9 protein-coding genes are annotated in these 13,846 nt (G+C 68.6%); 6 read left to right on the plus strand and 3 right to left on the minus strand.

Annotated elements, in window-relative coordinates; genetic code table 11:
- Positions 1 to 12 precede the first annotated feature (12 nt).
- On the plus strand, positions 13 to 1,044 hold the full coding sequence (locus tag HZS56_RS08100) for an alanine racemase (RefSeq protein WP_216720004.1): 1,032 nt from the start codon (positions 13 to 15) through the stop codon (positions 1,042 to 1,044).
- A gap of 124 nt (positions 1,045 to 1,168) precedes the next feature.
- Here the strand turns inward: HZS56_RS08100 and HZS56_RS08105 are convergent, their stop codons facing one another.
- Positions 1,169 to 2,680 carry a glycosyltransferase family 87 protein gene (locus tag HZS56_RS08105; protein ID WP_216720005.1) on the minus strand — a complete coding sequence of 504 codons (1,512 nt, stop codon included), beginning with the start codon at positions 2,678 to 2,680 and terminating at the stop codon, positions 1,169 to 1,171.
- Between the two features lie 121 nt (positions 2,681 to 2,801).
- Entirely contained in the window at positions 2,802 to 5,201 is a 2,400-nt protein-coding gene (locus tag HZS56_RS08110; protein WP_216720006.1) for a transglycosylase domain-containing protein, read from the minus strand.
- 634 nt (positions 5,202 to 5,835) lie between these two features.
- On the opposite strand from HZS56_RS08110, the gene HZS56_RS08115 reads away from it, so the two are divergent.
- From HZS56_RS08115 to HZS56_RS08130, 4 genes are all read left to right on the plus strand, one after another.
- On the plus strand, positions 5,836 to 6,513 hold the full coding sequence (locus tag HZS56_RS08115) for a PadR family transcriptional regulator (protein ID WP_216720007.1): 678 nt from the start codon (positions 5,836 to 5,838) through the stop codon (positions 6,511 to 6,513).
- A 44-nt stretch (positions 6,514 to 6,557) separates the two neighbouring features.
- Positions 6,558 to 7,640 carry an inositol-3-phosphate synthase gene (locus HZS56_RS08120; protein WP_216720008.1) on the plus strand — a complete coding sequence of 361 codons (1,083 nt, stop codon included), beginning with the start codon at positions 6,558 to 6,560 and terminating at the stop codon, positions 7,638 to 7,640.
- A 78-nt stretch (positions 7,641 to 7,718) separates the two neighbouring features.
- Entirely contained in the window at positions 7,719 to 8,981 is a 1,263-nt protein-coding gene (locus HZS56_RS08125) for an MFS transporter (protein ID WP_216720009.1), read from the plus strand.
- Between the two features lie 123 nt (positions 8,982 to 9,104).
- A complete protein-coding gene (locus HZS56_RS08130; protein ID WP_216720010.1) occupies positions 9,105 to 9,611 on the plus strand; it encodes an LppU/SCO3897 family protein in 507 nt (168 codons plus the stop codon).
- Between the two features lie 99 nt (positions 9,612 to 9,710).
- Here the strand turns inward: HZS56_RS08130 and HZS56_RS08135 are convergent, their stop codons facing one another.
- Complete coding sequence (locus HZS56_RS08135) at positions 9,711 to 11,177, minus strand: CCA tRNA nucleotidyltransferase (protein WP_216720011.1); 1,467 nt, start codon at positions 11,175 to 11,177, stop codon at positions 9,711 to 9,713.
- 226 nt (positions 11,178 to 11,403) lie between these two features.
- Between HZS56_RS08135 and HZS56_RS08140 the strand changes: the two genes are divergently transcribed.
- Complete coding sequence (locus tag HZS56_RS08140; RefSeq protein ID WP_216720012.1) at positions 11,404 to 13,818, plus strand: DUF6049 family protein; 2,415 nt, start codon at positions 11,404 to 11,406, stop codon at positions 13,816 to 13,818.
- The last annotated feature ends 28 nt before the right edge of the window (positions 13,819 to 13,846 follow it).

Consider the following 13,846-nt stretch of genomic DNA (forward strand, 5'->3'; position numbering starts at 1 on the left):
CCAGGTCCGGCCATGGCGCTCACGCTCTACGTCGACACCGCGCGCTGGCGGGCGCACCACAAGCACGTGCAGGAGCAGTTCCCCGGGCTGGTCCCGGTCTGCAAGGGCAACGGCTACGGCTTCGGGCACGAGCGGCTGGCGGAGGAGGCCACGCGGCTGGGCTCGGACGTGCTGGCCGTGGGCACCACCTACGAGGCCGCCCGGATCAAGGACTTCTTCGGCGGTGACCTGCTGGTGCTGACCCCGTACCGGCGCGGTGAGGAGCCCGTTCCGCTGCCCGACCGGGTCGTGCGGTCGGTGTCGTCCATCGACGGCGTGTACGGCCTGGTCGGTGCGCGCGTGGTCATCGAGGTGATGTCCTCGATGAAGCGTCACGGCATCGCCGAGCAGGACCTGCCCCAGCTGCACGCCGCCATAGAGAACGTGCGACTGGAGGGCTTCGCCATCCATCTGCCGCTGGACCGCACCGACGGCTCGGACGCCGTCGAGGAGGTCATCGGGTGGATGGACCGGCTGCGCGCGGCCCGGCTGCCGCTGCACACCATGTTCGTCAGCCATCTCAAGGCCGACGAGCTGGCCCGGCTCCAGCAGCAGTTCCCTCAGACCCGCTTCCGCGCCCGCATCGGGACCCGGCTGTGGCTGGGCGACCACGAGGCCACCGAGTACCGCGGAGCGGTCCTGGACGTCACCCGTGTGGCCAAGGGCGAGCGCTTCGGGTACCGGCAGCAGAGGGCGGCCTCCGACGGCTTCCTGGTGGTCGTGGCGGGCGGCACGTCGCACGGTGTGGGTCTGGAGGCTCCCAAGGCCCTGCACGGCGTCATGCCACGCGCCAAGGGCGTCGCACGGGCCGGCCTGGCCACGGTCAACCGAAACCTCTCACCGTTCGTGTGGAGCGGCAAGCAGCGCTGGTTCGCCGAGCCCCCGCACATGCAGGTGTCGATCCTGTTCGTGCCCTCGGACGCGGCGGAGCCCACGGTGGGGGACGAGTTGGTGGCCCATCTGCGGCACACCACCACGCAGTTCGACCGCATTCTCGATCGCTAGCGAACGGGTCACGCCACAGGCGTACCGAGGAGAAGGCCCTGCGGGACTGAGAAGGCCGTGCACGACGTCTGCGTGCACGGCCTCCCTGTTGTGATCACACCGATCGAGCAGATCACGCGTCCACTCAGAGTGAGCCGTCTGCCTGTCTGTGTGCGCCCCACTTCACCCGGGCCCCTGGTTCGGAATACGCCGCGGGCTGCTCGGGCCGGGCCGCGGGGCCGAGGACGAACACGTCCTGTGCCCCGTCGAGCACGCCGCCCGACGGGTCGTCGTCACCGGTCCGCCGTACCGGGTCCCGGTCCGGCATCAGGATGTCGCGCACGACCATGACGCACAGGAACAGCGTCCCCAGCAGATGCAGGGCGATGGCCCAGTGGTAGCCGTCCGCCGGGAGCCCCTTGTGGGCGTCCCCGCTGGTCGTATAGGCGAGGTACATCCAGATCCCGAGGAAGTAGGCCGCCTCGCATGCCTGCCAGATCAGGAAGTCCCGCCACTTCGGCCTGGCCAGCGCGGCCAGCGGCACCAGCCACAGCACGTACTGCGGTGAGTAGACCTTGTTGGTGAGGATGAACGCGGCCACGACCAGGAAGGCCAGCTGAGCGAAGCGGGGCCGTCTGGGGGCTGTCAGCGTGAGTGCGGCGACGGCACCGCAGCACAGCAGCATCAGAACGGTGGCAAGGGTGTTGACGGTCTCGGTGCTGGGCGGGTTGTCGGAGTTCTGGACCAGGATCAGCCAGAAGGAACCGAAGTCCACGCCTCGTTCCTGGCTGAACGTGTAGAACTTCGACCACCCGTCGAAGGCGAACAGCATCACGGGCAGGTTCACCACGAGCCAGGCGACGGCGGCGCCTCCCAGGGCCGTGCCGAACGCCCGCCACTTGCCGGCCCGCCAGCACAGGACGAGCAACGGACCGAGGATCAGGAACGGGTAGAGCTTGGCGGCCGTGGCCAACCCGAGCAGAACACCGAAGGCGAGCGGACGCCGCCGCGACCACATCAGCATCGCCGCGGCCGTCAGCGCGACCGCCAGGAGATCCCAGTTGACGGTGGCCGTCAGAGCGAAGGCCGGCGCGAGGGCGACCAGCAGGCCGTCCCAGGGGCGCCGGGTGTGCGTCCTGGTCACACAGACGGCGATGACCGCAGCGCAGACCATCAGCATCCCCGCGTTGACCATCCAGTACCACTGCTCCTGGTCCTGGATGGTGCCGCTGCCCGGGGTGAGCCAGGATGCGACCTCCATGAAGACGCCGGTCAGCACGGGGTACTCGAGGTACTCCATGTCACCGGGGAGCTTGTCGAAGTACGGCACGAGCCCGTCGACGAACCCACGCCCCTGGTACAGGTGCGGAATGTCCGAGTAGCACGCGTGGGTGTACTGGGAGCTGGCACCGAAGAACCATGCGCCGTTGTAGCAGGGCGCCTTCTGGACCATGCCGAGGGCGAACATGCCGATCGCCACCAGAGCGATCACCCGTACGGGGGTCCACCAGGATCTGCCGAGCAGTGCGTGTCTGCCGACGGGGCCGCCGATCAGCTCGCTGCCTGCGGCGGCCACCGGATCCTCCCGAGTCGGCCGCACCGCGTCCGGCTCGTGCACGCTCGCTGGCGTCGATTCTGCACTGGGCATGGGGCACATCCTGCCGTACGCACCTGGGAACACGCGGAGGCCGCCGCACCCTGGTGGATGCGGCGGCCTCTGTTTCACGTGAAACTTGCGGGTGTTTCACGTGAAACACGCAGACCGGACGTTCCGGCGGCTATCCGTTCCGGCCGGCGAACAAGCCGCCGCCGCCTTCCTGGCCGCCTCCGCCGTCGTCATCTTCTCCACCCGTCTCACTGGGCGAAGAAGACGGCGACTCGGTGTTTCCCCCCGGGCCTCCGTTCTCATTGCCCGTGGAGTCGTGCCCGCCGTCCTCCCCGTCGTCGCAGTTCCACTCGAAGACGCCGCAGGTGTTGCTCGGCGAGGCCGGCGGCGAGGGGGCCGTCTCACTCTCGCTGGGCGACGACGACGGTGGCGGACTCGTCTCCTCCTCCGTCTCGGACGGCGAGGGGGGCGGGCTCGACGGTGGAACGTCGTTGATGACCTCGCCGATGGGCTCGGGCTTCGGGAACTTCACCGGCTTCGTGCCCTTCAGCGCCTCTGCCATGTAGTTGTGCCAGATCGTGGAGGGGAAGGAGGCACCGTGGACCTTCGTCTCGCCACCCGTCCCGAACATCTCCAGGAACTTGCGGTCCTTCAGGGTCTCGTCGTCCGGGTAGCGGAACATGCTGATCGCGGTCGACAGCTGCGGGGTGTAGCCGACGAACCAGGCGGACTTGTTGCCGTCGGTGGTACCGGTCTTGCCGGCCACCTCGCGACCGGGCAACTGGGCATTGGTACCCGTCCCCTTCTCGACGACGGTCTTCAGGACATCCGTGACGTTGTCGGCGACCTTCGCGGTGAACGCCTGCTTGGTCTCCACCTTGTGGGTGTAGACCGTGCCGTCCTGGTTCACGACCTTGGTCACGGAGAAGGGCTCACGCTGCTTGCCGCTCTGCGCGAAGGTGGCGTACGAGCCCGCCATGCGGATGGCACTCGGATCCGAGACACCGATGGAGAAGGACGGGTAGCCGGAGCCCGCCAGGCTGTCCTCCAGGAGCCCCGCGTCGGTGGCGGCCTCCGCCACCTTGTCCAGGCCGACGTCCATGCCGAGCTGGACGAACGCGGAGTTGATCGACTCACGCATGGCCTCACGAAGGTCGATCATGTAGTCCGGCGGGGCACCGGCGGAGGCGTTGTCCTGGCCGTCGTTCTCCTGACGCCACTGCTCGCCCTTCTCGTTCTCCCAGATCGTCCCGTCGTACTCCTTGATCTTGAGGTTGTTCTTGCCGCTGTAGCGGCTCTTCGGGGAGACGACGGTGCGCTCGTCCTGGGCCTGCTGCTCGCCCAGGTCGGGGTCGCGCACGCCCCACTTCATCGCCGCCGCGAGCACGTACGGCTTGAACGTCGAACCGACCTGGGCACCGGTCACGTCGGCGTTGTTGGTGAAGTGCTTGGTCGCGTCCTGGCCGCCGTAGATGGCCTCGATGGCTCCCGTCTCGGGATTGACGGACGCCCCGCCGAACTGGACGTGGGTGTCGGTCTCGGGCCGCTTCTCGGGATCGATCTCCTTCTTGTAGACGTTCTCGACGGCGTTCTTGAGACTCTCGACCTTCTTCTTCTTGAAGGTCGTGTGGATCGAGTAGCCACCCCGCTCCAGCTGCTTCTGGGTGACCTTGCCGCTCTTGATCACCGAAGCCTTGGCGAGGTCGACGAGGTAGCCGACCTGACCGCCCAGCTGCGAGTTCGACCGTGGATTCTCCACCTTGGGGAGGTCGGTGTGCTTGGCCCGTTCCTCCTGGCTGAGATGCCCGTACTCGACCATCTTGTCGAGGGTGTCCTGCATCTGCGCCTTGGCCCGCTTGCTGTTGGCCTGCGGTGTGGCAGCCGGGTCGATCGACTGCGCGCCCGCCGGGTCGAAGTAGGTGGCGCCCTTGAGCATCGCCGACAGGAAGGCGCACTGCCCGGCGTCGAGTTCGACGGCATCCACGTTGAAGTAGGCACGCGCGGCGGCCTGGATGCCGTACGCGCCGCGCCCGTAGTACGCGGAGTTCAGATACCCCTCGAGGATGTCGTCCTTGGACACCTTGGAGCCGACCTTGATCGATACGAAGATCTCCTTCACCTTGCGGGAGATCGTCTGCGACTGGTCGTTCAGCATCGCGTTCTTCACGTACTGCTGGGTGATGGTGGAGCCACCCTGCGTGTCGCCGCCCTTGGCCATGTTGAACACGGCGCGGGCGATGCCCTTGGGGTCGATGCCGCTGTCGGTGTAGAAGGTCTTGTTCTCCTGGGAGATGATGGCGTACTGCATCTCCTTGGGGATCTGGGCGAGGTTGACGCTCTGGCGATTGCGCTCACCCCCCGTGGCCACCATCTGGGAGCCGTCCTCCCAGTAGTAGACGTTGTTCTGAGCCGTGGCCGTCTTGTCGCGGTCCGGCACGTCCACCATGGCGTAGGCGAGACCGGCAGCGGCCACCATGGCGCCGAAGAAGGCGATGCACAGGCCGGAGACGAGCCGCCAGGAGGGCACCCAGCGGCGCCAGCCGTCCTTGTCGTAGCGCGGGTAGTCGATCATCCGCTTCTTGCCGGGCGGTGCCGCACGGCCGGCCCGCCGGCCGCCACGACCGGGGTCGGCCGCTCTGCGGCGGCTGCCTCCGCCGCGCTGTGCTGCGCGCCGGGCTTCGGCACGACTGCCGTGCGGACGCTCCTCGCCCTCCGAACCGTACGAGCCGGACGGCGACTCTGTGGCGCCTCGCGGTGCCGCACGGCGGCCGGAGGACGAGCCGGACTGGCCGCGTCGGGCCGCGGCACGTCCGCCTCCCTGCGGCTGCGGCGGTTTGCGACGGTGCTCGCTCATCGAACGACTACTCCTCGGGCAGGCGCACCTTCGGGCGCCTGGTAAAGGCGGCTGTTTTCCGGTCCCCCCGAAGTACGGATGCGGCCCCTCCCGCATTCACCCGTACTGCACCAGGGACAGGGACGCCCTCACGCGTCACTCGGTTCCCGGTGGTCTGCATGGCGCACAGACTACGCACCGCCAAAACCCTCTAGGCCCGAAGTTCACCCCAAATCAGGCAACTTGCTCGCGATGAAACGCTGATGTGACCCCGTTCACCAGTTCCCCTCTTGTCGCATCCAGGGGCGCGTTCTATCGTTCTGATGTATCGACTCGATACATCAGCGCGGCATAAGGGCGAGAGGAGGCGACAATGAGCCGGCGATCCGGCATCCTCGAGTTCGCCGTACTCGGCCTGCTCCGTGAGTCCCCCATGCACGGCTATGAGCTGCGCAAACGCCTCAACACGTCACTGGGTGTGTTCCGGGCGTTCAGCTACGGAACGCTCTATCCCTGCCTCAAGACGCTGGTCGCCCATGGCTGGTTGATCGAGGAACCGGGCAACGTCGACGAGGCCGCGGCGTCCCTCACCGGCCGCCGCGCCAAGATCGTCTACCGGTTGACGGCCGACGGCAAGGAACATTTCGAGCAGCTTCTTTCACAGACGGGCCCGGACGCCTACGAGGACGAGACCTTCGCCGCTCGCTTCGCGTTCTTCGGGCAGACGTCGCGTGACGTACGCATGCGCGTGCTCGAGGGCCGGCGCAGCCGGCTGGAGGAGCGTCTGGAGAAGATGCGTGCCTCGCTGGCGCGCACCCGGGAGCGTCTCGACGACTACACGCTTGAGCTCCAGCGCCACGGAATGGAGTCCGTGGAGCGCGAAGTGCGCTGGCTGAACGAGCTCATCGAGAGCGAGCGGGCGGGGCGGGACCTCAGAGGTTCCGCCGCCGAGGGGACCGCTCAACAGGACACGACATCTGGAGCGACGGGCGGCCTGCCCCGGCCCGGGGACGACCCCCGGCCGGATACGCCCGACGACACCGCCACGTGAGCGCCCCGTCAGGGCCTCACTCGTACACACAGGGAGCAACCGGAATGAGTTCGGTTCGCGTAGCCATCGTCGGTGTGGGCAACTGCGCCGCATCGCTGGTGCAGGGCGTCGAGTACTACAAGGACGCCGACCCGGCGTCCAAGGTCCCCGGCCTGATGCACGTGCAGTTCGGCGACTACCACATCCGCGACATCGAGTTCGTCGCCGCCTTCGACGTGGACGCCAAGAAGGTCGGTCTCGACCTGGCCGACGCCATCGGCGCATCCGAGAACAACACCATCAAGATCTGCGACGTGCCGAGCACCGGCGTCCAGGTCCAGCGGGGCCACACACACGACGGTCTGGGCAAGTACTACCGCCAGACCATCGAGGAGTCCGCCGAGGCGCCGGTCGACGTCGTCCAGGTCCTCAAGGACCAGCAGGTCGACGTCCTCGTCTGCTACCTGCCCGTCGGTTCCGAGGACGCGGCGAAGTACTACGCCCAGTGCGCCATCGACGCGAAGGTCGCCTTCGTCAACGCCCTCCCGGTCTTCATCGCCGGCACCAAGGAGTGGGCCGACAGGTTCACCGAGGCGGGCGTCCCGATCGTCGGCGACGACATCAAGTCCCAGGTCGGTGCCACCATCACGCACCGCGTCATGGCCAAGCTGTTCGAGGACCGCGGTGTCGTCCTGGACCGCACGATGCAGCTCAACGTCGGCGGCAACATGGACTTCAAGAACATGCTCGAGCGTGAGCGGCTGGAGTCCAAGAAGATCTCCAAGACGCAGGCCGTCACCTCCCAGATCCCCGACCGCGACCTGGGTGCGGACAACGTCCACATCGGCCCGTCCGACTACGTCGCCTGGCTGGACGACCGCAAGTGGGCGTACGTCCGTCTCGAGGGCCGCGCCTTCGGCGACGTCCCGCTGAACCTGGAGTACAAGCTCGAGGTCTGGGACTCCCCGAACTCGGCCGGTGTCATCATCGACGCCCTGCGCGCCGCGAAGATCGCCAAGGACCGCGGCATCGGCGGCCCGATCCTGTCGGCGTCGAGCTACTTCATGAAGTCCCCGCCGGTCCAGTACTTCGACGACGAGGCCCGCGCCAACGTCGAGAAGTTCATCGCCGGCGAGGTCGAGCGCTGACACACGCCGGCTCGGCCGAGCCGAAGGTCCCCGGGTCGTGTGACCCGGGGACCTTCCCCGTATGTGAGGCTGTGCCCCATGGCCGTCGTCCGTGACCTGCGCGTCCTGCTGCGCCTCAAGGGTTTTCGGCACCTGCTCGCCGTCCGTCTGCTCTCGCAGGGCGCCGACGGGGTCTACCAGGTCGCGCTGGCCACCTACGTCGTCTTCTCCCCGGAGAAACAGACGTCGGCCGCCGCCGTCGCCTCCGCGATGGCGGTCCTGCTGCTCCCCTATTCCCTCGTGGGGCCCTTCGCCGGGGCCCTGCTGGACCGCTGGCGCCGCCGTCAGGTCCTTCTCCACGGCAACCTGCTGCGCGCCGTACTGGCCTCCGTCACGGCTCTGCTGATGATCGCGTCCGTCCCGGACTGGCTCTTCTACGTCTCCGCCCTCTGCGTCACCGCCGTCAACCGCTTCGTCCTCGCGGGCCTGTCCGCGGCACTGCCGCGAGTCGTCGACACCGAGCGGCTGGTGATCGCCAACTCGCTCTCGCCGACCGCCGGCACCCTGGCCGCCACGGCGGGCGGCGGCCTCGCCTTCGTCGTCCGCCTGGTGGTCGCGGACTCCGACGCCGCCGTGGTGCTGCTCGGAGCCGTCCTCTATCTGTGCGGGGCCCTGGCGTCGCTGCGCATCGCGGTGGGACTGCTGGGCCCCGACCCCGCACGGGTGCCGCCGCGACTGGTCCCGGCACTCGCCGGCATCGCCCGCGACCTGACGGCCGGCGTACGTCATCTCGCCGCCCCCGCGCGCCGGGAGGCGGCCTGGGCACTCGCGGGCATGACCCTGATGCGGTTCTGCTACGGCGCGCTGCTGGTCATGCTGCTGATGCTCTGCCGGTACGCCCTGACCTCGACCACGGATGAGGGGCTCGCGCTGCTGGGGCTGGTGCTGGGTGTCTCCGGGGCCGGCTTCTTCGCGGCCGCGGTGGTCACTCCCTGGGCGGCGGGACGGCTGGGCCCCGGCCGCTGGATGGCCGTGTGTGCGGGAGCGGCCACGGTACTGGTGCCGGCACTCGGGCTGCCGTTCGCCACGGTTCCCCTGCTCGCCGGTGCGTTCGTCCTGGGGCTGACGACGCAGGGGGCGAAGATCGCGACCGACACGGTGGTGCAGTCGTCGGTCGAGGACGCCTTCCGCGGCCGGATCTTCTCCGTCTACGACGTGCTGTTCAACGTCGCCTTCGTGGGCGCCGCAGGGGTGGCCGCACTGATGCTGCCACCGGACGGCCGGTCCGCAGCCCTGGTCGTCGCGGTCACCGCGGTCTACGGAGCAGTTGCAACAGCTATGGTCCGGTTTGAGAGCCAGTAAGTGTCACATCAATGACACAGAGCTTCTCCTGAGTACGGGGTTGTCACTGGGACCCGGTAGCTTACGTGGGTCTTATCTCGCGGCACGGCCGCGACACGCACCTATTTCCTCAGGGGGACCCCAGTGACCACTCAGCCGCCACCCCAGGGCAATCCGTTCGCGCAGGGCCAGCCGCAGGCCCCGCAGCAGCCCCAGGGACAGAACCCGTACGCCCAGCAGCAGGGCTTCCCCCAGCAGGCCGGCCAGCCGGGGTTCCCCCCGCCGGGCGGAGTTCCCCACGCCCCGGTGCAGCCGCAGCAGCCCAAGCGCGGCTTCAAACAGTACCTGCGCATCGCGGTGGCCGTCGTGGCCCTGGTCTCCATCGGCGTCGGCTGGTACGTGAACCGTGATGCCGAGGACGCGAAGAAGCTGGCTGTCGGCGACTGCCTGTACAACAAGGGGAGTGACAGCGACCCCGAGGTCATCCAGGTCGACTGCAGCGACTCCAAGGCCACCCACACGGTGCTGAAGAAGGCCGACGGCTCCATGGTCCCTCAGCTGACCTGCCAGAGCGTCGAAGGCACGACGGCGACGTTGACCTGGGAGGAGACCGGCGACTCCTTCACGCTGTGCCTGGGAGACAACAAGTAGTCACCTGAGTGACTCGATGTGGGGCGGTGTTTCACGTGAAACACCGCCCCACATGCGTGGCCGGAGGGCGATGTTTCACGTGAAACAACCCCCGAGTACTCACTTCTGCGCGGCCCACCAGTCCTTCAACGCTGCCACCGCCGCGTCGTGCCCCATGGGACCGTTCTCCAGACGAAGCTCCAACAGGTGCTTGTAGGCCTGACCCACGGCCGGTCCGGGACGGACGTCGAGGATCTCCATGATCTGGTTGCCGTCCAGGTCGGGGCGGATCGCGTCCAGCTCCTCCTGCTCCTGCAGCTGAGCGATGCGCTCTTCCAGCCCGTCATACGCGCGGGAGAGCGCCGAGGCCTTGCGCTTGTTGCGCGTCGTGCAGTCGGACCGGGTCAGCTTGTGGAGGCGGTCCAGCAGGGGACCGGCGTCCCGGACATAGCGGCGGACCGCCGAGTCCGTCCACTCTCCCGTGCCGTACCCGTGGAAGCGCAGGTGCAGTTCGACCAGGCGGGAGACGTCCTTCACGAGGTCGTTGGGGTACTTGAGCGCCGTCATGCGCTTCTTCGTCATCTTGGCCCCGACCACCTCGTGGTGGTGGAAGGAGACCCGGCCGTCCTTCTCGAAGCGACGGGTGCGGGGCTTGCCGATGTCGTGCAGCAGGGCAGCCAGGCGCAGGGCCAGATCGGGCCCTTCGCTCTCCAGGGCCATCGCCTGCTCCAGGACGATGAGCGTGTGGTCGTAGACGTCCTTGTGCCGGTGGTGCTCGTCCCGCTCCAGACGCAGCGCAGGCAGCTCGGGGAGGACGTGTTCGGCCAGCCCGGTCTCCACCAGCAGGCTCAGGCCCTTGCGGGGGTGAGGGGAGAGGATGAGCTTGTTCAGTTCGTCCCGGACGCGCTCTGCGGAGACGATGCCGATCCGCCCGGCCATGTCCTTCATGGCCTTGACCACCTCGGGCGCCACCTCGAAGTCGAGCTGCGCGGCGAACCTGGCTGCCCGCATCATCCTGAGCGGGTCGTCCGAGAAGGAGTCCTCGGGAGTGCCGGGAGTCCGCAGCACACGCGCCGCCAGATCGTCCAGTCCGCCGTGCGGGTCGATGAACACCTGCTCGGGAAGCGCGACCGCCATGGCGTTCACCGTGAAGTCGCGCCTGACGAGATCTTCCTCGATGGAGTCGCCGTAGGCCACCTCGGGCTTGCGCGAGGTGCGGTCGTACGCCTCCGACCGGTAGGTGGTCACCTCGATCTGCCAGCTCCGGTCGACGTCCCCGACGCGAGAGTCTTTCTGCGCCCCCACCGTGCCGAAGGCGATGCCGACCTCCCAGACCGCGTCCGCCCACGGTCGCAGGATCTTCAGTACGTCCTGGGGACGGGCATCGGTCGTGAAGTCCAGGTCGTTCCCGAGCCGGCCCAGCAACGCATCCCTGACCGATCCGCCGACCAGGGCGAGGGAGAACCCGGCCTCCTGGAAGCGGCGGGCGAGATCGTCGGCGACCGGGGCGATCCGCAGCGGTTCACTCACCGCGGGGGACTGCTCCCGACTCAGGACACTGGGGCTGACTTCATTGGCGTTCGGCACAACAGAAAAGGGTACGTGGCCCGGACGGAGACAGGCGCCTGGGCGGATCGCCCACCGAATGCGACCCTTTTTGCACCGCTCCCCTTATAGGGGCACATACACGGCGACCTCGTTCGGCGACGGATCTTGTGGCCCACTCCGCGGCACTTCCTCTCGGCGCACATCGTTACCATGCGTGGACGCACATTCCGACGACCACTGATCACGACGAGGGACGGGCGAGCGCGTGGCCGAGGCGGCAGACTTCCAGGGGACCAGTCCCTCTCCTGCCCGCCGGTGGCTCCGGCGCACCACGGCACTGCTCGCCGGGGCGCCCCTGCTGGCCGGTCTCGTGCAGCTGCCGGCCGCCGGCCCGGCGCACGCCGAGGGCAGGGCCGGCGCCCGGGCCGAGGCCGACGCCGGCCCGGTGGCCGTCGCCGTGGACTCGCTCACCCCCTCGGCACCCACGGACGGCGACACGGTGACGGTGTCCGGCACCGTGACCAATACCGGCAAGCGGGCCGTCACCGACGCCCACGTGGGCCTGCGCGTCGGTCCCGAGGTCGACACCCGGTCGTCCGTCGACGCGATCGCCAAGGACGGCGACGATCTCCGGGGCCCGATCTCCCCGGAGATCGCCGACAAGTACACCGAGAAGTTCTCCAAGCTCGCTCCGGGTGTCGCCGAGCACTTCAACATCTCCGTGCCGGTCGAAGACCTGGACCTCGGCGCCGACGGCGTCTACGAGTTCGCCGTCTCGCTCTCCGGACAGACCTCGGCGCAACCGTGGGAGCAGGTCCTCGGGATCCAGCGGACCTTCCTGCCCTGGCAGCCCGACGGGGCCGGCACCCGGACCAAGACCACGGCCCTGTGGCCGCTCGTGTCGACCACGCACATGGCCGCCGAGACCGGGCCGAACGAGGAGCAGACCCCGGTCTTCCTCAACGACGACCTGGCCAAGGAGATCTCCCCCGGCGGCCGTCTGAACCAGATGGTGACGCTGGGCAAGGACCTCGACGTCACCTGGGTCGTGGACCCGGATCTGCTGGCCTCGGTGGACGCGATGACCGGCAGCTACAGCGTGCAGGACGAGGGCACGACCACCGCCGGCACCCACCAGGCGGTCGCCAAGCAGTGGCTCGCCGACCTGCAGGACGCGGTGGCCGACAAGGAGGTGGTCGCCCTCCCCTTCGCCGACCCCGACCTGGCGTCCCTGGCCCACAACGGCACGGACGTCACCGGCTCGCTGAGCCAGCTCAAGGAAGCGACGGACGTCGTCAACAACACGGTCGAGCCGATCCTCCACGTGAAACCGAGCACCGACTTCGCCTGGCCCGTGGACGGCGCCGTCGACCAGTCGATCGTCAAGGTCGCGACCTCAGCCGGCGCCGACAAGGTGATCGCTCGCAGCGACAGCATGCAGGAGACCGGCGGCCTGCCGTACACGCCATCGGCGGCCCGACCCATCGGCGGCGGGACCACGGCCGTCGTCGCGGACGCCCGGCTGTCCACGGCGTTCGACGGCGACCTGACGAAGGCATCGTCGTCCACCCTGGCCGTGCAGCGCTTCCTCGCCGAGAGCCTCTCCCTGGGCCTCCAGACCGAGAAGCAGCGCAGCATCGTCATCGCCCCGCAGCGCATGCCCTCGGGCAGCCAGGCCCGCGCGATGGCCGAGGCGCTTCGGGCCCTGCAGAGCGGCACCTGGTCCGAGCCCCAGAAACTGGCGGCTGCCGCCTCGGCCAAGCCGGACCCGGACGCGACCACCAGGGTGCCGAGGGCCTCGTCCTACCCCTCCGCTCTGCGCAAGAACGAACTGCCCCACTCGGCGTTCGTGGCAAGCGCCCGGACCCAGGACGCGCTCGAGAACTTCAAGGTCGTCCTGTCGGACCCGACCCGAGTGGTGACCCCCTTCGGACGCGCCCTGAACCGCGAGATGTCCGCGTCCTGGCGGGGCCGGGCCTCCGAGGCGGCGTCCTTCCGCACCGGTGTGAGGTCGCATCTGGACGGGCTCACCGGCGGAGTCAGACTGATCGACAAGTCCGAGACGAAGCTCTCCGGGCGCAGCGCAACGATTCCCGTGACGGTGCAGAACAACCTGGTGCAGGACGTCGGCCCCCTGGTGCTGCGACTCACCTCGACCAGTCCCACCCGCCTCGAGATCGGCGGCGCCGACTACGAGGAGCAGCCGATCTCGGTCTCGGGCGGCCACAGCCAGTCGGTGAAGTTCACCACCTCGGCCAACGCCAACGGCCGGGCGACGGTGATCGCCCAGCTGTACACGCAGGACGGCCGCAGGTACGGCGAGCCGGTCAGCTTCGACGTCAAGGTCACCGAGATCACCGCCACCGTGATGCTCGTCATCGGCGGCGGTGTCCTGCTGCTCGTCCTGGCCGGCTTCCGGATGTACACGCAGCGCAAGCGCGCCGCGGCCAGGGACGCCGAGAAGGCCGCCTCCGGCGATTCGGAGGGGTCGGAGGGGTCGGAGGATCCCGGGGACGACTCGGAGAGCACGGAGAACCCGAACGGGGCCGACGGACGTCTGAAGAAGGAGTCCGGGGCACCGGCGCGGGCAGGCGACCCGGAGCAGCCGAGTGACCCGACACCGGACACCGCAGCGGAAAGCGCCGACCCGTCCGGCACGGGTGAGAGAGTGGACCGTTGAGGATGTCGTGGCCGGTGGGCCCGGGACG

Source organism: Streptomyces mayonensis, assembly GCF_018982965.1.
Lineage (GTDB): Bacteria > Actinomycetota > Actinomycetes > Streptomycetales > Streptomycetaceae > Streptomyces > Streptomyces mayonensis.